The 22,620-nt window shown below is 53.0% G+C and carries 23 protein-coding genes; 17 read left to right on the top strand and 6 right to left on the bottom strand.

Annotation, left to right across the window (positions count from 1 at the left end):
• Positions 1 to 2 precede the first annotated feature (2 nt).
• Positions 3 to 1,835 carry a CHAT domain-containing protein gene (locus BMW93_RS26705; RefSeq protein ID WP_090383637.1) on the bottom strand — a complete coding sequence of 611 codons (1,833 nt, stop codon included), beginning with the start codon at positions 1,833 to 1,835 and terminating at the stop codon, positions 3 to 5.
• 167 nt (positions 1,836 to 2,002) lie between these two features.
• Here BMW93_RS26705 and BMW93_RS26710 point away from each other — a divergent pair, with 167 nt between their 5' ends.
• On the top strand, positions 2,003 to 2,686 hold the full coding sequence (locus BMW93_RS26710; protein ID WP_090383847.1) for a DUF1345 domain-containing protein: 684 nt from the start codon (positions 2,003 to 2,005) through the stop codon (positions 2,684 to 2,686).
• Positions 2,687 to 2,815: 129 nt separating this feature from the next.
• Positions 2,816 to 3,007: a cold-shock protein gene (locus tag BMW93_RS26715; protein WP_090383640.1), complete on the top strand. Its 192-nt coding sequence runs from the start codon at positions 2,816 to 2,818 to the stop codon at positions 3,005 to 3,007.
• Between the two features lie 235 nt (positions 3,008 to 3,242).
• Here BMW93_RS26715 and BMW93_RS26720 read toward each other — a convergent pair whose 3' ends face one another.
• From BMW93_RS26720 to BMW93_RS26735, 4 genes are all read right to left on the bottom strand, one after another.
• Positions 3,243 to 4,493 carry a dipeptidase gene (locus BMW93_RS26720; protein ID WP_090383643.1) on the bottom strand — a complete coding sequence of 417 codons (1,251 nt, stop codon included), beginning with the start codon at positions 4,491 to 4,493 and terminating at the stop codon, positions 3,243 to 3,245.
• Between the two features lie 62 nt (positions 4,494 to 4,555).
• Positions 4,556 to 5,896 (bottom strand): hypothetical protein, encoded by a 1,341-nt coding sequence (locus tag BMW93_RS26725; RefSeq protein ID WP_218147741.1) that lies wholly within the window; start codon positions 5,894 to 5,896, stop codon positions 4,556 to 4,558.
• Positions 5,897 to 5,991: 95 nt separating this feature from the next.
• On the bottom strand, positions 5,992 to 6,186 hold the full coding sequence (locus tag BMW93_RS26730; protein WP_177194206.1) for a GNAT family N-acetyltransferase: 195 nt from the start codon (positions 6,184 to 6,186) through the stop codon (positions 5,992 to 5,994).
• Positions 6,179 to 6,421 (bottom strand): hypothetical protein, encoded by a 243-nt coding sequence (locus tag BMW93_RS26735; protein WP_090383650.1) that lies wholly within the window; start codon positions 6,419 to 6,421, stop codon positions 6,179 to 6,181. Before BMW93_RS26735 ends, BMW93_RS26730 begins: the two co-directional genes overlap by 8 nt.
• A gap of 137 nt (positions 6,422 to 6,558) precedes the next feature.
• Here BMW93_RS26735 and BMW93_RS26740 point away from each other — a divergent pair, with 137 nt between their 5' ends.
• Complete coding sequence (locus BMW93_RS26740) at positions 6,559 to 6,900, top strand: VOC family protein (RefSeq protein WP_090383852.1); 342 nt, start codon at positions 6,559 to 6,561, stop codon at positions 6,898 to 6,900.
• 2 nt (positions 6,901 to 6,902) lie between these two features.
• On the opposite strand, the gene BMW93_RS26745 is transcribed toward BMW93_RS26740, so the two are convergent.
• A complete protein-coding gene (locus BMW93_RS26745; RefSeq protein ID WP_090383652.1) occupies positions 6,903 to 7,439 on the bottom strand; it encodes a putative immunity protein in 537 nt (178 codons plus the stop codon).
• A gap of 126 nt (positions 7,440 to 7,565) precedes the next feature.
• Here BMW93_RS26745 and BMW93_RS26750 point away from each other — a divergent pair, with 126 nt between their 5' ends.
• The 14 genes from BMW93_RS26750 (at position 7,566) to BMW93_RS26815 (ending at position 22,596) form a co-directional block, all read left to right on the top strand.
• Entirely contained in the window at positions 7,566 to 7,997 is a 432-nt protein-coding gene (locus BMW93_RS26750; RefSeq protein ID WP_090383655.1) for a CBS domain-containing protein, read from the top strand.
• A 167-nt stretch (positions 7,998 to 8,164) separates the two neighbouring features.
• A complete protein-coding gene (locus BMW93_RS26755) occupies positions 8,165 to 8,542 on the top strand; it encodes an NADH-quinone oxidoreductase subunit A (RefSeq protein WP_229240848.1) in 378 nt (125 codons plus the stop codon).
• Complete coding sequence (locus tag BMW93_RS26760) at positions 8,523 to 9,161, top strand: NADH-quinone oxidoreductase subunit B (protein WP_090383659.1); 639 nt, start codon at positions 8,523 to 8,525, stop codon at positions 9,159 to 9,161. Before BMW93_RS26755 ends, BMW93_RS26760 begins: the two co-directional genes overlap by 20 nt.
• Position 9,162: 1 nt before the next feature.
• Complete coding sequence (gene nuoC / locus BMW93_RS26765; protein ID WP_090383857.1) at positions 9,163 to 10,920, top strand: NADH-quinone oxidoreductase subunit C/D; 1,758 nt, start codon at positions 9,163 to 9,165, stop codon at positions 10,918 to 10,920.
• 19 nt (positions 10,921 to 10,939) lie between these two features.
• Complete coding sequence (gene nuoE / locus BMW93_RS26770; RefSeq protein ID WP_090383662.1) at positions 10,940 to 11,419, top strand: NADH-quinone oxidoreductase subunit NuoE; 480 nt, start codon at positions 10,940 to 10,942, stop codon at positions 11,417 to 11,419.
• Between the two features lie 4 nt (positions 11,420 to 11,423).
• Complete coding sequence (gene nuoF, locus BMW93_RS26775) at positions 11,424 to 12,692, top strand: NADH-quinone oxidoreductase subunit NuoF (RefSeq protein ID WP_090383665.1); 1,269 nt, start codon at positions 11,424 to 11,426, stop codon at positions 12,690 to 12,692.
• Between the two features lie 6 nt (positions 12,693 to 12,698).
• Positions 12,699 to 15,395 (top strand): NADH-quinone oxidoreductase subunit NuoG, encoded by a 2,697-nt coding sequence (gene nuoG / locus BMW93_RS26780; protein ID WP_090383667.1) that lies wholly within the window; start codon positions 12,699 to 12,701, stop codon positions 15,393 to 15,395.
• A complete protein-coding gene (gene nuoH, locus BMW93_RS26785) occupies positions 15,392 to 16,345 on the top strand; it encodes an NADH-quinone oxidoreductase subunit NuoH (RefSeq protein WP_090383670.1) in 954 nt (317 codons plus the stop codon). The genes nuoG and nuoH overlap by 4 nt, the downstream gene beginning before the upstream one ends.
• Positions 16,346 to 16,363: 18 nt before the next feature.
• Entirely contained in the window at positions 16,364 to 16,879 is a 516-nt protein-coding gene (gene nuoI / locus BMW93_RS26790) for an NADH-quinone oxidoreductase subunit NuoI (protein WP_090383672.1), read from the top strand.
• Positions 16,880 to 16,882: 3 nt separating this feature from the next.
• Entirely contained in the window at positions 16,883 to 17,443 is a 561-nt protein-coding gene (nuoJ, locus tag BMW93_RS26795; RefSeq protein ID WP_090383676.1) for an NADH-quinone oxidoreductase subunit J, read from the top strand.
• A complete protein-coding gene (gene nuoK / locus BMW93_RS26800; RefSeq protein WP_090383679.1) occupies positions 17,440 to 17,751 on the top strand; it encodes an NADH-quinone oxidoreductase subunit NuoK in 312 nt (103 codons plus the stop codon). The genes nuoJ and nuoK overlap by 4 nt, the downstream gene beginning before the upstream one ends.
• 21 nt (positions 17,752 to 17,772) lie before the next feature.
• The gene (nuoL, locus tag BMW93_RS26805; RefSeq protein ID WP_090383681.1) at positions 17,773 to 19,662 is read left to right on the top strand and encodes an NADH-quinone oxidoreductase subunit L; all 1,890 of its coding nucleotides are present in this window, start codon (positions 17,773 to 17,775) and stop codon (positions 19,660 to 19,662) included.
• Positions 19,659 to 21,170 carry a NuoM family protein gene (locus BMW93_RS26810; RefSeq protein WP_090383683.1) on the top strand — a complete coding sequence of 504 codons (1,512 nt, stop codon included), beginning with the start codon at positions 19,659 to 19,661 and terminating at the stop codon, positions 21,168 to 21,170. Before nuoL ends, BMW93_RS26810 begins: the two co-directional genes overlap by 4 nt.
• Positions 21,160 to 22,596: an NADH-quinone oxidoreductase subunit N gene (locus BMW93_RS26815; RefSeq protein WP_090383686.1), complete on the top strand. Its 1,437-nt coding sequence runs from the start codon at positions 21,160 to 21,162 to the stop codon at positions 22,594 to 22,596. Before BMW93_RS26810 ends, BMW93_RS26815 begins: the two co-directional genes overlap by 11 nt.
• The last annotated feature ends 24 nt before the right edge of the window (positions 22,597 to 22,620 follow it).

Consider the following 22,620-nt stretch of genomic DNA (forward strand, 5'->3'; position numbering starts at 1 on the left):
GGTCAGGATTTGAAATAGGAAATGAAACCTTCGACGCTTTCGAGAATATCCGGCCCGATCGTTTCCAGTTCTTCCTGGGATATTTTCAGATCGGTCTTTGTCCTCAGAAAGTTGGGCAAAGCGGGGATTTGCAAGCGGTCTTTCTTTTCATTGATATTCTTGATGAAATTGTAGGTGCAGGTAGCGGCAGTAGCGTTTTTATCATAATTATAGAAGAAATAAATCTTGGAAAGCTTTTCGCTGATCAACGCATTCATATCGATCACGAACGGGTACAAATTGAATGCGGAAAGTTTCTTGTCCTCGATTTTGTAGATCACCACCGAGTTAGAGTCCGTGAAGTTCTCGAAATCCTCCATCTTGTCGGTAAATCCTACCAGCACATAATCCAGCTTCACCATTTTGTGCTGAAAAACAGCCGGCTGGTTCTTCTTTTTATTAATGTAAATGTTCTTGATAGTCGCAAACTTGTACCGCGCGCAGAAGCCCAGTTCCTTGAACATAATGCAAAGGCTAGCTTCCGCTTTTTGCGAATCTTCCCGGCATTCGCGGTCGTCGAGATCGTCCATAATGGAAAGGTCCTTGTACTTGCTTTTGATCCGCGTCATGTTCAGGTAAGCGCCGAAAAATTCGCTGTCGCGCTCGTCCATAAGGTCGGCCAGGTGCGACATTTCGTTCACAAACAGCGGCACGTCGTGGGATTTCAGCTTGTCGTGGATAAGCCTGACGAGCGGAATGACGTCGAATGCCTGCCTGTCCTGGTGGTCGAGGTGGAAGAAAGCACCGATCTGTTCTTTCAGGGGGTCTTCCAATGCGGGTACCTTGCCCTGCACGAGCGCTTCCCAAAGCTGGGAAAACATGATGAATAGCAGCAGGTCGGCCATCACCGAGTAGGTGTTGATCAGAAACCGGAGGCGCTCGCTGGCCAGCGGTTCGTCTTCGGTAACCAGCAATTTTCGCACCTGTTCGGCAATAGGAGAGGGCAGGCTATTGATAATCGCATTTTTGACTTCCCGCACATCGAACCGCTTCGGGTCCCATTGCTCGCCATACTTCTTTTCGAGGTCTTCGAACATCGGCAGCTCGTCGCTGAACGTCATGAGCACATTGTAAAGCGCGGCGAGAATGGCGTCTTCGGAAGTATTGAACTGGGTGTCGATCTGGCTTTTGATATGCAGCTCGTAAAAGCTTTTTTCCGACAGCCGGTGGCTGGCCGCATCCTGGTGGTTTTTGTGCAGGTAAAGCCCCCATACCGGCCCCGTGTTGGGCGCCTTGATGAGCCGGGCAATGCCGCGGTCCTGGTGATCGGAGGTATTTAATGTCGCATTGTTTTTCGCGGTAACGATTTCGGTGGCCAGCTTGAAGGCCTCGTCGATGGAATGCCCGCTGGCCATCTTCTGGTAAAAGTCTTCGGCGAACCGGGTGGCGGTATCATCGCCGATGTCAACACTGGTGGCTATTACCGCGCGCACGCCGGCGTCGAGCAGCTGGTTTACCTGTTCCTGAGTGGAGCAGCCATTCAGAAAAACGAGTTGGAGGTTCTTCTGCAACCGGATCGATTCGAGCAAACCCGCCCCGTAAACCGTCGCGTCCTCCATCAGCAGCTGGCTCCCGCTCGCGTGCCCCGCGTAGTGAATGATTTCGACCTGGGGCTGATACAAAAGCAGGCGGTCCCTCAGTTTTTTGATCGTACGCGGATCGGTATCGAGTAACAAATGGCCTTTTCCCTGTCTTTCGCGAAGCGCGTCCGAAATGGCTTCTTTTTCTTTTTCGAGTTGCGACAGGTAGGCGTCGCCAGAATTCGAAAATGCACAAAGTATAACGGGAGGTCGCATCGATCGGGAAGGATTTGGGGCTTGGTCAGGTACAAATGTATAAAGTATGCAAGAATACCAAAGTAGTTCTACTTATTCCGGAAATGTTATTAAACGGTTTGCGACTTACCGGATCGGTAAAATGCTATCTTTCCGCATTGAAAACGTGTTTCCGACCATTTATGCAAATGATCAGATTTATCAACCGACTCGACGCTCATCATAAGTTTGGTATCGCATTGCTTTTCGGGTCGCTGGCGGTTGCCTCGACAGGTTCCATTGCCGAAAAGCCCATTAATTGGATGATAGGCTGGCTTGTATATAGTGCCGTGCACCTTGGTTTGGCCTGGGTGACGATACTCAGTTCGCATCCTGCCCAAGTACGGAGGGAAGTCGGCGGCCAGGATTCGAACCCGGCCATGATTTACCTTTTTGTAATCGCCGCTTCGTTTGTGAGCCTTTTTGCCATATTGTTCCTGCTGCAAGGCGCGGGAGCCGCTTCGCCATCCGCCCTGACTTTGCATTTGGTCCTTTCATTCTCCTGCATTATCTGCTCGTGGATTCTTGTGCATACGGTGTTTGCCCTGCGGTACGCCCACCTTTACTACCGGCCGAAAGAAAACACCCGCGACGGTAAGCGTCAAAAACATCAGGGGCTGGAATTTCCCGGCGAAACAGAACCCGATTACCTCGATTTTACCTATTTCTCTTTTGTGATAGGCATGACATTCCAGGTTTCGGACGTGACTATTTCTTCGAAGGAACTCAGAAGGCTCGCGCTGGTGCATGCGTTGTTGTCGTTCGCATTCAATACGCTGCTCGTAGCGCTGACGATCAATGTCGTGTCAGGGCTGATACAAAGCAAAGCGTAACGTGGGTTGATCAATCAGAATTTGCCGCGGATTAATATTTAATTTGTAAAATAAATCCCGGACTTTTTGATAAAGTTTTTTAGTGTCAGAATTTTAGTTTAATTTTGAGCATATTTTTAAAAAAATGTTATGAATAAAGGAACAGTTAAGTTTTTTAATGACACCAAAGGTTTTGGTTTCATTGCTCCTGAAGATGGTGGAGCTGATATTTTCGTACACGTGTCAGGTCTTGTAGACGACATTCGTGAAAATGACAGTGTATCTTACGAAGTTGAAAATGGAAGAAAAGGACTGAACGCGGTTAACGTAACCGTGATCTAGTCGATCATACCATAAAAGTTAGCTTAAATTCCTCCCAATCGGGAGGAATTTTTGTTTCCGGACATTGATTTTACCATCATATACAGAAAAAAATGGCTCTGGAAAACACCACACACTTAGCCAAATTGATCTTTAAGGTTTTCAGAGTTATATTTTCTGTCCTACCTGACAGGTTTTGAAAACTGGTCAGGTAAGAATATTCCCCTGATTTGCGCTCCGGGTCGATGTCTGCTCATTATTTCCCCTCTGTCACCCGACGAATCACCCGGAGCCAGTTCAGGCCGAGGATCTTTTTAATGCGCTGGTCGCTGTAACCCAGCTTTTGCAAGGCAATGGTAATCTGGGGGTAATCGCTGATGTCCTTGATTTCGCGTGGCAGTTCGGGGCCGCCGTCCAGATCCGAACCCAGGGCAATGTGATCTTCACCCACAAGATTAACGCCATAGTCGATCACTTTGGCCAGCTGGTCCACATGCATCCAGTACTCGTCGGGGATGGTTCCATTGTAGGTAAACGGAAGTTCTTTCGCGAACTCTTTGTCCACATCTTCAATGCTTTGATTGGTGACCTGCGAGGCGAGTATCCGCGGCGTTTTCGGCTGAGGGCTCGGCTGGACTTTAATCGGGTTGTTCGGTTTCTGCCAAGCCCAGTACTTCGGGTTGTTGAAAAGGCTTCCGAAATGCACACCGATCACCCCGCCTTTGGCTGCAATAGCCTTGGCCGCTTCGTCTGAGATACAGCGGGGATGGTCTACTATTTTGTAAAAACCGCCGTGACTGTAAATGACCGGATGACGGCTAGCCGCTACCGACTGCAGTATGGCGTCGTTGGAAGCATGGGCCACATTGATGACCATGCCCAAGTCGTTCATTTCCTTAATCACCGCTTTCCCATGGTCGTTAATGCCGCCCCAGGTGTACACATCGTTGCAGGCATCGATAAAGGCGTTTGTCGTGCTGTGGGCGGTGAGCTGCATCGAGCGCAGGCCCAGTTTGTAAAGGGCTCGCAGCAAATCCAGATCGCCATGGAGGTCGTAGCCGCCTTCCAGGTCCAGGAAAGCGGCCATTTTGCCTTTTTTATTGATCCGCTCAATGTCGGAAGCCGTCAGCGCGAGCTCGATCACGGCATTATTTTTTTTGATCTGATCCAATGCAAGGTTCACCACCCGGAATGTATTCTTGGTCTCGAACCTTCCCGGATAATAGTTTTCAGGCGTATAGACCGAGAAAAACATGGCATCCAGCCCGCCCTCCCTGGCCCTCGGCAGGTCGACCGTACCATCGGGATAACGCCGACCAATATCGCTTTTCAGCACCAGCTCGCGGCTCATCACATGCGTATGCCCGTCCATGACGAACGCATTGCGGTGCAGGTCGGGCATGGGTTTGTCTCCGAAAGATCGCGTGGACAGAAGGGGCCGTTTGGATAAAATGTTGCCGGTTACGGGCAAAATGGTCAGGCTTTTGAGGACGTCTCGGCGGTTCATTAATTGAATGAGTGAATGAGTGAATTTTGAATGACTGAATGATTGAATGAGTAAATTTCCCCTCACTCCGCAAAGCCCCGCATATACGCCACATTCGGTGGCCGTTCGCCTTTGTTGAACTGAGCGCCGCGGGTGGAGCGGTAGGTCATGTTCATGAATGGCGTTTCGATGCGGCGGCCGATGGCGGAATATACCCCGTTTTGCCAGTTGGATTCCATGTTGAATGCTGTAATGCCCGTCGATAAAAGCAGCCGCTCCGCGTTGAAGGGCTCTTTTTTGGTAACCATCGTTTCTACGATCCAGTGGGGCTGAGAGTTGGAGGCGTGGTATTGGGAGAACGGCCCGGGCCATTCGAGCATCGAAATGATCGTCGGCTCTTTGCGTCCTTCGATCTCGGCGGCATAGGTCCAGCCTACCTCCCTGGCATTGTATATGGCCGCTTTTGTGCCGTCGTTGTACTCGACGATGCAGACGTTAGGTTTTTCGATCTCCTGAAAATGCCCGGTTTTAAGGTTCATATTCACCCGAACGGATTCAAGAAGCTTAGCCGCCCACGGATTCTTTTCGGTCCATTTCCAGGTTTCCGGCCCGCGGATGCATTGTACCGATTTTACGCCGGTCTCACCGCCTTTCCGGCGCTCTACAAATGCCTGCAACACGTCGACGCAGTGGAAGAGCGCGCCCTCGTCCGGTGCGCCGCCCAGCATCACCGACGCTTTAATGGGCGTATCGATATCGATTTCAATGTCGGGCCTGCGGTAATGCACCGGAATGGAAGAGCCGCCGGTCAAAGGAAATTTCAGCTCACGCGATTTATCGAACATCCATTTGGCTTCGTCCCAGCTGTACGACAGGTGTTTATCATTAAAAACCGGTACCGACCGCTTGCTCTGCTCGAAAACCCGGATCACCTGCTGGTAAAGCCACCAGCGCGGCAGCATCCACTGCCCTTTGAGGGTAGTCGCGTAATCGCCGTGCTCGCCGACAATCACCACGCCGTCGACCGCCAATTCCTGTCCGCCGAGCGTAACAGCTTCACCCACAGTCTTGAAAATCGGGATATTCTTTGATTTACAAACTTTCTGGCCCAGCAGGCTGGTATCGAACTGGTGAATGTAAACCGATACCACTTCGACGCCGGAAGGCGTGTGGGCACCCTGCCACCAGTAGCCGTCCATGAGTTTGGCGATGATCCAGTCGGCGTGCGAGCGGGTCGCGCCCCAGTAGGTGACAATGCATGCGATGCGGGGCTTTGCCTGCGCGGTAGCGGGAGCGGCCGAGGCTGAGAGACCGGTTAGGGCCGTCAGACCGGCCATGCCTGTTATACCGAGCATTTCGCGCCTGCTCAGGCGTGGGGGCGAGTCTGCGGCTGCGCGCGCGGGCTCGGTGGGTTTGTTTGTCATTGTTTTAAGGTTGCAGTGTTCAGGAATATCTTAAAGAGCCCAAAAATGATCCTGAATACCCTGTTGACGCAAAAAATATCGATTGCCGCCGGTAATTATCCCGCTATCAGATACAATGTGTAGCCAAAATCCAGCTGCGCATACTCGAACAACCCGGCGCGCTTGTAAAACGGCAGGTTTCTAAGAGTAGAAGTTTCGAGATAGATAGCCCGGTTCATGGCAGCCGCGTCGGCTTTGACCTCATCCAGGAAGCGTGAGCCGATGCCCAGGCCTTGGCGGCTTTTATCCACGGCCAGAAACCACAAATAATAGAAAACTGATCAGCGCCACTGCGCTCGCGTCGTCGGATATCAGGACTTTTCCAGAAGCAAAACAGACGTTGAACGAGTATTCCATCAGCGCCCGGACCCTGCTTTTGTGCCTCCGGTCGGCGGGGATCAGGTAGTTTACGCTCTTGTTATCTAAAAATGCATCGGTAAGGATGCCAACTACCAGGTTTTTGTCCTCCGGGGTCGCTAATCTCATTGTCTGACTAAAAGTTCTATATGCTCAATCGTGATGTAATTGAATGCAAGTTAATAACATGGCTCAATCTGTTTGAAGAAGCGGATCACAATGATACTTTTGTAAAAAACATCACTTCACCAATATTCCCAAAAACCATGAGCCAGACATCCATCAATTACATCGAATTTTACTGCAAGCGCATTCCGGTCATTAAAGCATTTTACAGCAATGCATTCGGCTGGACCTTCACCGATTACGGCGACGAGTACGCCGCTTTCGAAGACGGCGCATTATCCGGCGGTTTTCACCAGAATGCGCAGGAGGCAGCAGGCGGCAACCCGCTGGTGGTATTGTACACCAAAGATTTGGAAGGTGTCAGAGACAAAGTCATCGCGGCGGGCGGCACCATTACCATCGATATTTTCGCCTTCCCAGGCGGCAGAAGATTCCATTTCGCCGATCCGGACGGCAACGTGCTGGCCGTGTGGAGCGAATAGTGCTATTTGAATTTCTCCCGTATGCCCTGGTCGAGCATTTGCAGCAACTGGTCGATTCTTTTGCCCTTGCCGCTTTGCTCGGGCATCTTTTTCAGCAGATCGGCTACTGACTCGTCAGCGTTTGCCACAGCCCATTCGATTTCGGCTTGTCCGGTTGCGGTGTTTCGCAGTTCAACGGCCAGCGCGGAGTAGGATGCCGGGCCGAGAATGTGCATCGCCTGACGCAGGTCTTTAAACGGATGGGTGAAGGCGCTTGCGGCGGCCAGGCTTGCGGCTTTGGCAGCTGCTGACGCGGCCAGGTCCTTTGTTTCCGACGACGCCCTGAATGCCTCTAAACTGGCCTTTCGCAGTGCATTGGTGCGTTTCCCGCTTGCGACGAACGCCCTGATGCCTTCGATGGCCCGTCGGGGGCGGGCGTCGTCCTGTTCGATATTTTCGTATAGGGTTAGCGACCTTTCGGCGCAATCTGCCGCCCAGGCACCCAACGCTTGCAACTGTGCAATGGACAAATCAAAATACTCCTTCTCCGTTTTACTCATGGATCAATTCTTGCTTCCAGAAAAAATATAAAAAAATGCTTGAATATTAGCTTTTTACCGAATTGGTAAATATATTTATGTTAACCAAAATTTATCGCTGAATCCGTTCGGAGGCGGAAATTAATAATGGGGAAAGTCAGAAATATTCTCGAAACAAAGAAGACAGGACCAGTGTCCATTCGGCCGGACAATACTGTTTTCGAAGCTCTGGAACTGATGGCTGAAAAAAACATCGGCGCGCTGCTGGTAATGGAACAACAGCAAGTCGTTGGAATCTTCACAGAAAGGGATTACGCACGTAAAGTTATCCTGAGAGGTAAGGCCTCTAAAGATTTATTGGTGGGGGAAATCATGACAAGTAACCCCCTGACGGTATCCTCGGATACATCTATTGAAGACTGCATGGCTTGCATGACCGACAAATTTATCAGGCATCTACCTGTTATCGACGACGAAAAGCTTACCGGTATCGTTTCCATTGGCGACGTAGTCAAATACATCATCGAGGATCAGGAATACGTCATAGATAACCTGAAACATTACATTACGGGCATCTGAGCATTTCTTCACTTCCCACATCTTACCCATTTTATCACGCCAATCTGAGAGAATACAGTTTTGTTGCTGTTACCGTTTTCTAAATTGGATTACTTATGGATCGTTTAAATGCGTCTGGCACGCCAGGATGGCCTTTTTGGCTATATACTTTACTGGTTTTTGCATTATTGACACTGATAATTTCGCTTTCTTACTTTCTCGGTCAACGTCACCGCACAGCGGCGTCCGAACAGCCCTACGAATCGGGAATCCTCGAAACGGGCACGGCGAGGCTGCGGTTTTCAGCGCAGTTTTATCTGATCGCGATGATGTTTGTCATATTCGATATCGAGGTGGTATTTATCGTGCTGTGGGCTCTGGCGTTCCGTGAACTCGGCTGGCCAGGGTACCTCGGCATTTGTGTTTTTATAGGGCTGCTGGTGGCCGTGCTGATCTACGAATGGAGTATCGGCGCATTGGACTTCGGGCCCGACGGGAAGAAAATCCTCAAAGCTTACCGTAAACTGCCCAAAGGGCAAGCATACCATGAACTGGTGGCTAAGTAATCCATCCGATCCCACAGCCGCAACGCAGGGAACAGGATCATTCGAAGAGGCTGTCGGGCAAAGCGTCATGCTCACGACGGTCCAGGACCTGCTGGCATGGGGCCGGCGGAACTCCATGTGGCCGTTCCATTTCGGCCTCTCATGCTGTTTCGTGGAAATGGCCACCAGTATCACGAGCAAATTCGATGTGGCCAGATTTGGCGCGGAGGTGATCCGGGGAACACCCCGGGAGGCCGACGTGATGGTGATCGCCGGTACCGTTTTTGTCAAAATGGCGCCGATCATCAAAAGGCTTCACGAGCAGATGATGGAACCTAAATGGGTCATTTCCATGGGTTCCTGCGCCAATTCGGGAGGGATGTACGATATCTACAGCGTGGTACAGGGCGTAGATAAATTTCTTCCCGTGGACGTATATGTACCGGGCTGCCCCCCGCGGCCGGACGCGTTTATGCAAGGGCTCATGCTCCTGTCCGAATCGGTAGGAAAGGAGCAGCGGCCGCTGAGCTGGGCTATTGGTCCCCAGGGCGTAATCAGGCCCGAAAAGCCTGTAATGCGCATGGAAAAGAGAGAGGAGAGGAAGAAGATCGTTGATTTTCGTACGCCTGACACTGTTTGACATGGAAGAAATCGATTCCGGTCTCGTAGAAGAGCTGAGGGTCGCGTTGGGCGACACGGCTTTTAAAATACAAATTAACACAGATGGAATGACTACGCTGCTCGTCAAAAAAGAGCAGGTAGTGGCATTGCTGGCGCACCTGAAAACGAAGGTGGCCCGTCCATACGAAATGCTTTTCGACCTCAGCGCCATCGACGAGCGCAGCAGGGCGAAAGCGGCGTTGAACGGGTCGGTACCGCCGGATTTTACGGTTATCTACCATTTGCTGTCGTTCGGCCGCAACCGGTTTATCCGCATTAAAGTAGCGTTGCACGGAGAGTACCCGGGTTTACCATCCATTTGTTCCCTCTGGAAAAATGCGAACTGGTACGAACGCGAGGTCTTCGACATGTTCGGAATCCGGTTTGAAGGGCATCCGCACCTGAGACGTATATTAATGCCGTTAACTTGGAATGGCCATCCGCTGAGAAAAGAGCACCCTGCCCGTGCGACCGAAATGGGCCCCTTCCGGCTTTGGGATGAAAAGCAGGACCGGGAGCAGGAAGCATTGCAGTTCAACCCCGAAGAATGGGGGCTGAAAAGGCACAGCGACGATGCCGATTTCATGTTCCTCAACCTCGGGCCGCAGCACCCCGGCACACATGGCGTGCTCCGCATTATTTTGCAGCTCGATGGCGAAGATATCGTCGACGCAGTCCCCGACATCGGTTTCCACCATCGCGGGGCCGAAAAAATGGGCGAAAGACAGTCCTGGCACACCTACATACCCTATACCGACCGGGTGGATTACCTGGGTGGCGTGATGAACAACCTGGCCTATCTGCTCGCTGTGGAAAAGCTGGCGGGCATCCGGGTACCCGCGCGCGTCGAGGTGATACGTGTGATGCTGTGCGAGCTGTTCCGTACTGCCAGCCATCTGGTTTGGTACGGCACATTTGCCCAGGATCTCGGGCAGCTCTCGCCGGTATTCTACATGTTTACCGACCGTGAAAAGATATTCGATATTATAGAAGCCATTTGCGGTGCCAGAATGCACCCCAACTGGTTCCGTATCGGTGGCGTGGCCCAGGACCTGCCCACGGGTTGGGATAAGCTGGTGCGCGATTTTGTGAACTATTTTCCCAAACGGCTTCGCGAATACGACCAGATGGTGATCCAAAACAGCATTTTCCAGGCGCGGACGGTTGGTATCGGCATATACACACTCGAAGAAGCGATTGAATGGGGAGTAACCGGCCCCGGACTACGTGCCTGCGGTTTTGAATGGGATTTCAGGAAAAAACAACCCTATTCGGGCTACGAAAATTTCGATTTTGAAGTTCCGGTCATGCAAAACGGCGATTGTTTCGACCGCGCGCTCGTGCGGGTGGAGGAAATGCGGCAGAGCCTGAGAATTATCGAGCAATGCCTGAACAATATGCCGGAGGGACCGTACAAATCGGATCACCCGCTGACGACCCCGCCCATTAAGAAAAACACGATGGAAGACATCGAAACACTCATTACCCATTTCCTCAATGTAAGCTGGGGCCCGGTGATTCCTGCCGGTGAAGCTATGAGCTGCATCGAGGCGACGAAGGGCGCGAACAGTTATTACCTGACCAGCGACGGAAGCACGTCGGCATACCGGGTGAGGATCCGGACCCCGTCGTTTCCGCACATGCAAATGCTGCCGTATATCAGTAAGGGTTACACGGTGGCCGACCTGCTGTCCATTCTCGGCAGTATCGATTATGTTTTGGCTGATATAGACCGATAATCCACAAAAATACCTTGTCATGATCGCCCAGGAGACACTTACACCCGAAGAAATGGCGGAGATCGACCACGAGATCGCGCTCGTGCCGGTTCGGCGGGCGGCGGCTATCGAGGCCCTGAAAATCGTGCAGCAGCACCGCGGCTGGGTTTCCGACGATAGTCTTCACGCAGTTGCCGGCTACCTCGAAATATCGCCGGAAGAGCTGGATAGCGTGTCTACGTTTTATAATCTGGTTTTCAGAAGGCCGGTTGGCAGAAACGTCATTCTTCTCTGCGACAGCATTAGTTGTTATGTAATGGGTTATGAAAAAATATATGAGCAGATCCGCGAACGGCTGGGCATTGCTTTCGGGCAAACTACCCCGGACGGCCGCTTCACGCTCCTGCCTAACGCATGCCTGGGCACGTGCGACCACGCTCCCGCGCTCATGATCAATAACGAGCTGTTCCGTAATGTGACGGAAAACGACCTGGACGAAATACTGGACAGATACCACTGACGCTATGGAAACGCCCTTAACCCAGCATATAAGCTTCGACCGGCCCTGTTACAGTCTCCGTGATTATGAAAAGAACGGAGGGTACCAGGCGTTGCGGAAGGCACTTTCGCTGTCGCCCGAAAATATCACGAATATCGTGCAGGCGTCGGACCTGAAAGGCAGGGGAGGAGCGGGTTTCAATACGGGTATGAAATGGAGCTTCGTTCCGATGAACGGCCATTACCCGGTGAAATACCTGATTGCGAATGCCGACGAAATGGAGCCGGGAACATTCAAAGACCGGATGCTGATGGAGGGCAACCCGCACCAGCTGATCGAGGGTATGATTATCTCGGCATTCGCGATTCAGGCCAATATTTCGTATATATTCCTGCGTTGGGCCTATAAAAAGGCCGGCAGGCTGCTGAAACATGCGATGGACGAGGCCTATGCGGCGGGTTATCTCGGGAAAAACATCCTGGGAACGGGTTACAATCTGGAAATGTACCTGCATACCGGTGTCGGTCGCTACATCTGTGGCGAAGAAACGGCCTTGCTGAATGCATTGGAAGGAAAACGGGCCACGCCGCGGGCGAAACCGCCTTTTCCGCAGGTAAGCGGGTTGTTTGGCAAGCCGACGATCGTCAACAATGTCGAAACGCTCTGCAATATCCCGCACATTATCAACAATGGTCCCGACTGGTTCAAAAGCCTCGGGAAAGGCAACGATGCCGGAACGAAGATTTACGGTGTCAGCGGAAGGGTCAAAAGGCCGGGCCTCTGGGAGCTGCCGATGGGCGTTTCCATGCGGGAATTGATCGACGACTGTGCCGGCGGAATGGCTAACGGGTACGGTTTCCGGGGCGCATTGCCGGGCGGTGCTTCGACTGATTTTTTAGTCAAAGAACATTTGGATATTAACCTGGATTACAAATCCGTCGCCGCGGCCGGAAGCAGGCTGGGCACCGGGACGATGATCATTCTCGACGACCACACCTGCCCCGTGGGATTTGTCCATAACCTCGAACATTTCTTCGCGCAGGAATCGTGCGGATGGTGTACGCCCTGCCGCGAGGGGTTGCCGTGGACGGAGAAAATACTGCTTTCCATTGAACGTGGAGAAGGCAAACCGGAAGACCTGGACCTGCTCGACATGCATACGCGGTTTTTAGGGCCGGGTAATACGTTCTGCGCGCTCGCACCGGGCGCCATGGAGCCGCTGCAAAGCGCGCTGAAATATTTCAGAGAAGATTTTGAAAAGCATATAGATCAAAAAAAATGCCCCTGGCGGTAGATTATCATGGTACGCATTTACATCGATCAGAAGCCTTATGACGTAAAGCCGGGTAAAAACCTGCTCGAAACCTGCCTCACGCTCGGGCTCGACCTGCCGTATTTCTGCTGGCACCCGGCGATGGGATCGGTAGGGGCGTGCCGCCAATGCGCCGTCAAGGTTTTCAAGGACGAAAACGACCGGACCGGCCGCCTCGTAATGGCATGCATGGAAGGCGTACGGGACAATATGTATTTGTCTGTAAATGACCCCACCGCGCACGATTTCCGTTCACAGAATATCGAATGGCTCATGAGCAACCACCCGCACGACTGCGCGGTATGCGACGAAGGCGGTTCCTGCCATTTACAGGATATGACCGTTATGACGGGCCACGCTTACCGGCGTTACAGGTATCCCAAAAGAACTTATCAAAACCAGTACCTCGGCCCATTTCTGCACCACGAAATGAACCGCTGCATTCAATGCTACCGCTGCGTGCGGTTTTACAAGGATTATGCAGGCGGGAAAGACCTGGATGTATTTGCGGCACATAACCACGTGTATTTTGGCAGGGAAAAGGATGGTGTGCTTGAAAACGAATTCAGCGGTAACCTGGCGGAGGTTTGTCCAACAGGTGTTTTTACCGACAAAACCCTGAGAGAGCATTATACCCGGAAATGGGACATGACCATGGCCCCGTCCATTTGCCAGCATTGCAGCCTGGGTTGCAACATTATCGCAGGTGAACGCTATGGGGCATTGCGCCAGATTACCAACCGGTTCAACGGTGCGGTGAATGGCTATTTCATTTGCGACCGGGGCCGGTACGGTTATGAATTCGTCAACGATCCTGATCGGGTGAAGCAGCCCGCCGTTCGTGCTGAAAATGATGGAGGAAACCTGTTCGAAAGCATCAGCAGCATTCTGGCGGAAGGCAAAATGATCGGGATAGGCTCGCCAAGGGCTTCGTTGGAGGCTAATTTTGCATTGCGGCGGCTGGTCGGGGAAGAACATTTTTACCAGGGCATACCCGAGAATGAGGCGCGGCTGATGAGCAAAATACTTTCCATACAGCTCAGCGGGCATGTTTATACACCACCATTGAAAGAAACCGAATACGCGGATGTGGTGCTGGTACTGGGCGAAGACCCGACCAATTCTGCCCCACGGCTCGCATTGGCATTGCGGCAGGCCGTGCGTACCAAACCGCTCGAAGATATGGCCGGGTCGAACATCCCGCTCTGGCACGACGCGGCTGTTCGGGAATTGATTCAGGACGATAAAGGAGCGCTTTTCATGGCATATCCCGTCCATACCAAATTAGACGAGCTGGCATACGGCACGTTGCACGCGGCGCCGGAAGATATCGCCCGTTTCGGTTTTGCCATCGCCCATTACATCGATAGCAATGCGCCTGTACCTGAATCAATGGATGCACAGGCGCTCGAATCGGCGAAACATATCGCAGATTTGTTGCAAAAGGCGGAAAGGCCGCTCATAGTATCGGGTACGACGCTTTTCAATGAAGACATTATCCAGGCGGCCTACCAGATTGGCCGGGCGCTGGAAAAAGGGGAGAAGAAAGCCGGATTGTCTTTTGTAATGCCCGAATGCAATTCCGCGGGGCTTGCGATGATGCAGGCGCCTTCGCTCCATGCGGCAATGAAGGCTGCGGAGGGCGGCACATTCGCCACGGCGGTCATTCTGGAAAATGATTTGTACCGGAGGGCGGCACGGGCTGAGGTCGACAATTTTTTCAGGGCATTTAAAAATATCATTGTACTGGATCACCTCCAAAACGATACCACAAGCAAAGCCACCGTCCTGATCCCTGCCGCCACTTTTGCGGAAGGAGAAGGGACGCTCGTCAACAATGAGCTACGCGCGCAGCGGTTTTTTCAGGTTTTTATGCCTAAAAACGAGCATATCCGTGAAAGCTGGCGGTGGCTCGACGAGTTCGGGCAATTCCGGCTTGGTACGATGCCCGGGGATTTACGCGAGCTGGATAACCTCGTCGAAGAGCTCGTTGGTGCAATGCCGCAATTCAAAGGCGTTGAGTCCGCGGCACCTTCCGCCGATTTCCGGATCAACGGACAACGCATTCCCCGCGAGCCGCACCGGTTCAGCGGCCGTACCGCTATCCTCGCCAATGTGGCCGTGAGCGAGCCCAAGCCCCCGCAAGACACCGATTCGCCGCTTTCTTTCACAATGGAAGGCTACCGCGGCATGCCGCCCGCTCCGTTGACACCTTTTTACTGGTCGCCGGGATGGAATTCGGGGCAGTCGGTGCATAAGTACCAGAGCGAAGCCGGAGGGCCTTTGCGCGGTGGGGACCCGGGCGTGCGGTTGGCGGGAGAAGGGTTGTTTTCCGTGAATGGTGCTCCAAGTCATATTCCGGCTGCATTTAAACGGCAGGAGCAAGCCATGGCCCTGGTGCCATTGGCCCACATTTTCGGTTCCGACGAGCTCAGCGTGCATTCGCCATCGGTGGAAGGCCGTTCGCCCCGTCCGTACATCGCATTGGGTAGCCGGGATGCGGAACGTCTGCAAGCGGTGGAAGGCGATATTTTGCAAATGCGGATAGCCGGGCAGGTTTTTGACCTTCCGTTAATCCTGAAAAATGAATTACCCGAAGGTCTGGCAGGGTTACCGTACAATCTGCCGTCGATGTCTGGAATCGCATGGCCTGCGCAAGGCGTCCTAACCAAAACCGGTTTATGAACGAGATTTTGAAATATACCTTAATGATCGTCATCCTGCTGTTCACGCTGACGACGATCGCGGCCTGGCTGATCTGGCTCGAACGCCGGATGCTCGCCCTCTGGCAAGACCGTTACGGTCCCAACCGCGCGGGACCATTCGGTTTATTCATCGTCGCGGCAGACACGATCAAGCTGTTTTTTAAAGAAGACTGGATACCGCCGTTTGCGGAAAAGGCCGTTTTCGTTTTTGCCCCGGCCATTGTAGCGGCGGCTGTGCTGCTGAGTTTTGTGGTGGTGCCTTTTGCGCCGGATATCCTGGTGGCCGACCTGGACGTCGGGCTATTGTTTTTCCTCGCCATGTCGTCCCTCGGTGTGTACAGCATTGTGCTTGGCGGCTGGGCTTCCAATAACAAATATTCGTTGCTGGGAGCATTGCGCGGCGCTTCGCAGATGATCAGCTATGAAGTTTTTATGGGTCTTTCTCTGATGGGTGTGGTGATGCTTTCGGGTTCATTCCGGCTGACGGACATTGTAATGGCGCAGAAAGACTATTGGTTTGTCGTAACACAGCCGGTCGCATTTGTACTGTTTCTGACAGCCGGAATAGCCGAAACGCACCGGTTGCCGTTCGATATTCCGGAAGCGGAAAGCGAGCTTGTGGCGGGCTTTCACTCCGAATATTCGGGTATGAAGTTCGGCATGTTCTTCATTGGTGAATACCTGGGAATTATATTGATTTCTGCGATGGTGGTCACCATTTTCTTCGGCGGCTGGTTGGGTCCGTTTTTGCCGCCGATCGTCTGGTTTACGCTTAAAACATTCGTTTTCATCATTTTTTTTATTCTGCTCCGCGCTTCGCTGCCACGTCCCCGGTACGATCAGTTGATGGAATATGGCTGGAAAATCATCCTGCCCATTGCCCTGCTCAACCTGCTCGTAACGGGAGGATTTACCTTGCTGAAAGCCTAACCATTAAACCAATGCGTCATGATCAGCTTACTCAGATCGATCGGTCTCATTTTCCTGCACATGTTCAGGAAGCGCGAGACTATCCAATACCCCGAAGAAAAAGTAGTGCTGCACCCACGCTGGCGGGGGCGGATCGTGCTCACGCGTGATCCCGATGGGGGCGAGCGTTGCGTAGGCTGTTACCTGTGCGCGGCCGCCTGCCCGGTCGACTGCATTTCCCTGCAAGCTACCGAGGACGAGAATGGCAGAAGATATCCCGCTTTTTTCAGGATCAATTTTTCGAGATGCATTTTCTGCGGCTACTGCGAAGAGGCTTGCCCAACCTATGCCATTCAGCTCACCCCCGATTTTGAAATGGGTGAATACAACCGGCAGAATCTCGTGTACGAAAAAGAAGACCTGCTGATCGACAGCCAGGGCAAATACCCGGGTTACAACTACTACAAAGTGGCCGGGCTCGCCGCAGGGGTGAAGGGAAAAGGCGAGGGAGCGAACGAAGAGCCGCCCGTGGATATACGCAGTTTAATTCCCTGAACTATGGAAATCGCCTTTTACATCGCCGGTACTGTTGCCGTAGTGGCTACGTTGATGGTCATTACCCGGCACAATCCCGTTCATGCATTGCTGTACCTGAATGTATCGCTGATGGCGCACGCCATGCTTTTCTACCTGCTCGGCGCGTCGTTCGCGGCGTTATTGGAAATCATCATTTACGCAGGGGCGATCATGGTACTTTTCATTTTTGTGGTAATGCTGCTGAACCTCGGCAAGGAAACCGCCGAGCAGGAACGCAAGTGGCTGAAAGCCAAAGTATGGATAGGGCCTTCGGCATTGTCCGCGATATTGTTTGCCGAATTTCTGGCACTCGTACTATCGTCCGGGCAAGCAGCTTACAGCCCGGCAGTCGTAAGCCCGCGTGAGGTGGCGATTTCCCTGTTCCGGGAATACCTCATCGGCGTCGAGCTGGCCGCCATGCTGCTGATGGCCGCGGTGGTGGGCGCTGCACATATCGGTCGCCATAAAAGGCTGGTACTGCACCGGTTTTTGAAGGAAGAAGTGGAGAAAGAAGAAGAGAAACACGAAGAAATGGTGCTATGAAAACAACTGTGTCCGCCGAGGCGGTGATTTTGCTGGCAGGTCTGCTGTTTGCATTGGGGATCGTCGGGGTAATCATTCGCAAGAACATCATTTTCATGCTGTTGTCGGTCGAGATCATGCTCAATGCTTCGGGGCTGGCATTTATAGCCGCGGGGTCCCGGTGGGGGCAGCCCGACGGCCAGGTCATGTTCGTATTCATTCTGGCGATGGCGGCCGCGGAGGTATCCATCGGGCTGGCGCTGATCCTGCAAATCTATCACCAGCATAAATCGCTGAATATAGATAACCTGAAAGAAATGAATGGGTAGCAACCCGCAAACTGAAAGCGCATGGACAAGTATCTATGGCTCATACCCGCCCTGCCGCTCGGCGGTTTCCTGATCCTCGCATTCGCAGGGAAACAGCTTTCGCGCAGCGGCGTGGCGATGGCAGGAGCAGGCAGCATTTGCCTTTCGGCCCTGGTTACCTTCGTAGTGGGCGGCGCATTTCTGGGCGATTTGCCCGCAAACGCTGTATACACACAGACTTTATGGACGTGGTTCGAGGTAGGCACGTTCAATGCCAAAATCACCCTCTCGCTCGATGTAATGTCGCTGGTTTTTGTATTTGTGATCACTTTCATCGGCGCATTGATCCACATCTATTCCACGGCATTCATGGAGGCCGACAGGGATTATGCCCGTTTCTTTGCCAGTATGAACCTGTTTGTGTTCTCGATGCTGGTACTGGTGCTGGCCGATAATCTGTTGCTGATGTACCTTGGCTGGGAAGGAGTGGGGCTGTGTAGCTACCTGCTGATCGGCTTCTGGTACGAGCAGCCGACCAACGGCAATGCAGCACGTAAAGCATTCACCGTCACCAGGATCGGCGACGCGGCGATGGCTATCGGGCTATTCATGATTTTTCAGCAGGCAGGCACGCTGGTCATTTCCGATATTGGCGCTAATGCTTCCACGATCTGGCAGCCCAATACCACCACGGTTACCGTCACGGCATTGTTGCTCCTGGCCGGCGGGCTCGGCAAATCGGCGCAGCTGCCGTTGCAAACCTGGCTGCCCGATGCCATGGCCGGACCTTCGCCCGTGAGCGCGCTCATACACGCGGCTACGATGGTGACCGCGGGCGTGTACCTGGTCGCGCGGATGCATGCGATCTTCGCGCTTTCAGAAACCGCCCGTCTGGTGATCGCCGTCATCGGCGCGGCCACATTGCTGCTCGCCGGGCTGACCGCATTGACCCAATACGATATCAAACGCGTGCTGGCCTATTCGACGATCAGTCAGATCGGCTATATGTTTCTCGCGCTGGGCGTGGGCGCGTGGACGGCCGCAGTGTTCCATTTTATGATCCACGCCTTTTTTAAAGCTTTACTCTTCCTGGCTGCCGGTGCTATTATCGAATCCCTTCATCACGAGCATAATATGTTTAAAATGGGTGGGTTAAAGGATAAGATGCCCGTCGTTTTCTGGACATTCCTGGCAGGCGCAATATCCCTGGCTGCGGTACCGCTTATCAGCGCAGGATTTTACAGCAAGGATCAGATACTCTGGTACTCCTGGACTGCCCATGGCGGCAGCCCGGTACTGTGGGCAGTTGCCCTTTCCGGCGCGTTGATCACCGCCATGTACACCACGCGCATGATGATCCTGACATTCTGGGGCGAATCGAACACGCCGGTCGGCCATCTGCCGGGCAGCCGCATGACGATGCCGCTGGTAGTGCTCGCCGTGTTCTCCGTTTTCGCAGGGTTTATCGAGCTACCGCATAATTTCGGGCATTTGACACTTTTCTCGGATTTGCTGAGCCCCGTTTTGCCGGAGACGGTCATGCAGGCAAATATCCCGTCCGAATGGCTGTTTCAGCTTCTGGCGGCGTTGGCTACCCTGGGCGGGGTTTTTCTTGGATACTATTATTACTACCAGCAACCGGCACGCATCGTAAGCCTGCGACAGAACGCTATGCTGGCGAGCCTGCACCGCTTCTGGTTTTCGGGCTGGGGATTTGATGCGCTGTATGAGCGAATGCTCGTCAAGCCCTTCATTTTTATTTCAAAAATCAACAAATCGGATATTACCGACAAGCTTTACACGGGGCTGGCCGCTGTAACGGACGATATGTACAAGCTGCTTTCCAAAACGCAAACCGGGTCGCTCCGGTGGTATATCATGGGTCTGGTCGTTGGCGCAATTCTCATTCTCGGTATTCAGATAATGCTATGATGCTGGTTCTTTTGATCACGGTTTTAATGGTCGGGGCCGTCGCGGCGGTCGTGGCCGGGGAATGGAGCAGGAACGCGCCTCGCTGGATTGCATTGATAGCCAGCAGTATAGGACTATTGCTCGTGATGGTTATTTGGGCAAAAACTTCGCCGCATTCGGTTACCGATGGGCAATGGCTGATGGATTTCCGTAAAGCGTGGATTCCGTCCTTTGGCATTACATTTCACCTGGCTATCGATGGGCTGAGTTTGCTTTTGCTCGCATTGACATTCTTTTTGGGTGTCCTCGCCGTACTTTGTTCCTGGGACGAAATCCGCGAGCGGACCGGTTTTTACTATTTCAATCTGCTCTGGATCCTGGCCGGTGTGGCCGGGGTATTTATGGCGCTGGACCTGTTCCTGTTCTATTTTTTCTGGGAAGTAATGCTCATCCCGATGTATTTCCTGATCGGTATCTGGGGAAGTGAAAATAGGGTATATGCAGCTTATAAATTCTTTATTTTCACACAAGCAAGCGGCCTGCTGATGTTCCTGGCCATACTGGGTCTGTATTTCATCCACGGCCGCGACACGGGCGTGTACACATTCGGATATTTCGAACTGGCCGACACGGTGATCCCGTTCAAAACAGCCTTCTGGCTGATGTCAGGATTCATGATTGCATTCGCCGTCAAGCTGCCCGTCTTTCCATTCCACACCTGGCTACCCGACGCGCACGGGGAGGCGCCTACTGCCGGAAGCCTCATTCTGGCGGGGTTATTGCTTAAAACGGGGGCATATGGTATGCTGCGGTTCGTGGTACCGCTATTTCCCGAGGTCGTTACGGCAGTCGCAGTGCCGGCGATGGTGCTGGGCGTGGCGGGGATCATTTATGGGGCCGTAATGGCCTATTCGCAGACGGACCTGAAACGGCTGGTCGCATTTACGAGCGTGAGCCATATGGGATTTGTGATCACCGGAATTTTTGCTTTGAATGAACTCGCGTTGCAGGGCGTCGTAATGCAGCTCGTTACTCACGCATTAAGTACCGGTGCATTGTTTTTAATGGCGGGGATGATCAAGGAGCGGCTGCACACGCGCAATATCGAGCAAATGGGAGGGCTATGGGGCCCCATGCCGCAAATGGGCACCATCGGGCTCGTATTTGCGATGGCGTCGCTCGGGTTACCGGGGCTGGGAAACTTCGTAGCCGAGTTCCTGATCCTGCTTGGCGTATTCCAGGCGCAGGCCTGGATCACCGTCGCGGCGGCAACCGGACTGATATTTTCGGCCGTGTACTCGTTGCGCATTGTCGGGAAGATATTTTTGGGCCCGCAGAAAACGAGGGAACCAGTCCCCGACTTTTCCGTAAGGGAAATGCTCATTATGGCTGCACTCACGGTTTCGGTCATCTGGCTCGGGCTGTTTCCGCAGCCGGTGATCGATACGGCAAAGCCCGCCATTACGGAGCTGGTCCGGTTTATGGATGTTCACAGTACGGCTTCACACCAACAGTCTTATGTCAAATAGCGATTTTTCCGCGCTCATGCCGCTTATGGTGCTGGCAGGCGCATCGGTTTTGGTGATGTTGCTGATCGTCGCGCGGTTGAGCCACCGGATCATCCAGCTCGTGAGCTTGTTACTCTTTGTCATAGCATTCATCTCCCTGCTGAATATCCGTGGAATGCTGCCTTACCAGGTTGGTTCCCTGTTCATGATCGACAGCTTCGGCGCTTTCATGATCGGGCTGATCATCATTTCCGGACTAGTGGTCAATGTGTTTTCCTACATTTATTTCCAGGAAAAAGAAGAAGGGCCGAAGGAATATTACGTACTGCTTTTCCTGTGTACGCTGGGCGCGTGTGTGCTGGCGGTGAGCGAGCATTTCGTCTCGGTTTTTCTGGGGCTCGAAATCCTCACCATAGGCTTGTACGCGCTCATTGCCTACCTGCGTACCCGAAGCCACGGCATCGAGGCCGGAGTCAAATACCTGGTCCTGGCGGCTTTTTCGTCCGCATTCCTGCTTTTCGGAATGGCCCTGGTGTATTTGCAGACGGGTACCATGTCTTTCGCGGGAATGGCCCATGTCATTACCACAGCCAGCGTGCCGCCTATGCTGCTCACCGGCCTGGGCCTGATGCTGGTCGGGCTTGGTTTCAAGCTGGCGGTTGTGCCATTTCATATGTGGACGGCCGATGTGTACCAGGGTGCGCCCGTGCCGGTTACCGCGTTCATTGCTACCGCGTCCAAAGGTGGGGTAGTGGCTGCCATGCTGCGTTTCTTCGTGACGATCGACGGTTTCAGGTCCGAACAATTACAAATGGTGCTGATCGTCATCGCCATGGCTTCCATGGTTACGGGTAACCTGCTCGCATTGCGGCAAATCAATATCAAGCGGCTGCTGGCGTATTCTTCCATTGCCCACCTGGGGTATTTGCTGGTCGCATTCATACCGGGCAGTGAAGTGGTACCGCAGGCGGTCAGTTTTTATTTGCTTACTTACTTCGCGACCACATTTGCCGCTTTCGGGGTTGTTACGATTCTTTCGCGCGCGGAGGAGGATGCGGAGGAGCTCGTACATTACAAGGCATTGTTCTGGAAGCATCCGGCATTGGCGGGTATACTGAGCGTGGCGATGTTTTCGCTGGCGGGTATCCCGCTTACGGCGGGTTTTACGGGTAAATTCTATGTGCTGACGACCGGCATCGGGCAAGGGTTCTGGTTACTGGCGGTCGTGCTGGTGCTGAGCAGCGTGGTAGGGCTCTACTATTACCTCCGCGTAGTCACGACGATGTTCGCAGGCACGCGCGATCTGCTGCCGGAGCCACCGCCCAGGTACCCCGTTTTCCTGGGGATAAGCATGGTGGTGCTTTCCATCCTCACTTTCGCGCTGATCTGGCTGGGTATTTATCCCGACGGTGTGATCGGCGTCGTTCAAGGGCTGCAATTGAAATAGCCATGAAAAAGGCCTGTTCATCAG

Origin of the sequence: Dyadobacter sp. SG02 (assembly GCF_900109045.1) — a bacterium.
GTDB lineage: Bacteria > Bacteroidota > Bacteroidia > Cytophagales > Spirosomataceae > Dyadobacter.

Coding starts and splice junctions, on each gene's coding strand:
- BMW93_RS26705 (WP_090383637.1), bottom strand. CDS start 1,835: ATGCGACCTCCCGTTATACTTTGTGCATTTTCGAATTCTGGCGACGCC.
- BMW93_RS26710 (WP_090383847.1), top strand. CDS start 2,003: ATGATCAGATTTATCAACCGACTCGACGCTCATCATAAGTTTGGTATC.
- BMW93_RS26715 (WP_090383640.1), top strand. CDS start 2,816: ATGAATAAAGGAACAGTTAAGTTTTTTAATGACACCAAAGGTTTTGGT.
- BMW93_RS26720 (WP_090383643.1), bottom strand. CDS start 4,493: ATGAACCGCCGAGACGTCCTCAAAAGCCTGACCATTTTGCCCGTAACC.
- BMW93_RS26725 (WP_218147741.1), bottom strand. CDS start 5,896: ATGACAAACAAACCCACCGAGCCCGCGCGCGCAGCCGCAGACTCGCCC.
- BMW93_RS26735 (WP_090383650.1), bottom strand. CDS start 6,421: ATGAGATTAGCGACCCCGGAGGACAAAAACCTGGTAGTTGGCATCCTT.
- BMW93_RS26740 (WP_090383852.1), top strand. CDS start 6,559: ATGAGCCAGACATCCATCAATTACATCGAATTTTACTGCAAGCGCATT.
- BMW93_RS26745 (WP_090383652.1), bottom strand. CDS start 7,439: ATGAGTAAAACGGAGAAGGAGTATTTTGATTTGTCCATTGCACAGTTG.
- BMW93_RS26750 (WP_090383655.1), top strand. CDS start 7,566: ATGGGGAAAGTCAGAAATATTCTCGAAACAAAGAAGACAGGACCAGTG.
- BMW93_RS26760 (WP_090383659.1), top strand. CDS start 8,523: ATGAACTGGTGGCTAAGTAATCCATCCGATCCCACAGCCGCAACGCAG.
- nuoC (WP_090383857.1), top strand. CDS start 9,163: ATGGAAGAAATCGATTCCGGTCTCGTAGAAGAGCTGAGGGTCGCGTTG.
- nuoE (WP_090383662.1), top strand. CDS start 10,940: ATGATCGCCCAGGAGACACTTACACCCGAAGAAATGGCGGAGATCGAC.
- nuoF (WP_090383665.1), top strand. CDS start 11,424: ATGGAAACGCCCTTAACCCAGCATATAAGCTTCGACCGGCCCTGTTAC.
- nuoG (WP_090383667.1), top strand. CDS start 12,699: ATGGTACGCATTTACATCGATCAGAAGCCTTATGACGTAAAGCCGGGT.
- nuoH (WP_090383670.1), top strand. CDS start 15,392: ATGAACGAGATTTTGAAATATACCTTAATGATCGTCATCCTGCTGTTC.
- nuoI (WP_090383672.1), top strand. CDS start 16,364: ATGATCAGCTTACTCAGATCGATCGGTCTCATTTTCCTGCACATGTTC.
- nuoJ (WP_090383676.1), top strand. CDS start 16,883: ATGGAAATCGCCTTTTACATCGCCGGTACTGTTGCCGTAGTGGCTACG.
- nuoK (WP_090383679.1), top strand. CDS start 17,440: ATGAAAACAACTGTGTCCGCCGAGGCGGTGATTTTGCTGGCAGGTCTG.
- nuoL (WP_090383681.1), top strand. CDS start 17,773: ATGGACAAGTATCTATGGCTCATACCCGCCCTGCCGCTCGGCGGTTTC.
- BMW93_RS26810 (WP_090383683.1), top strand. CDS start 19,659: ATGATGCTGGTTCTTTTGATCACGGTTTTAATGGTCGGGGCCGTCGCG.
- BMW93_RS26815 (WP_090383686.1), top strand. CDS start 21,160: ATGTCAAATAGCGATTTTTCCGCGCTCATGCCGCTTATGGTGCTGGCA.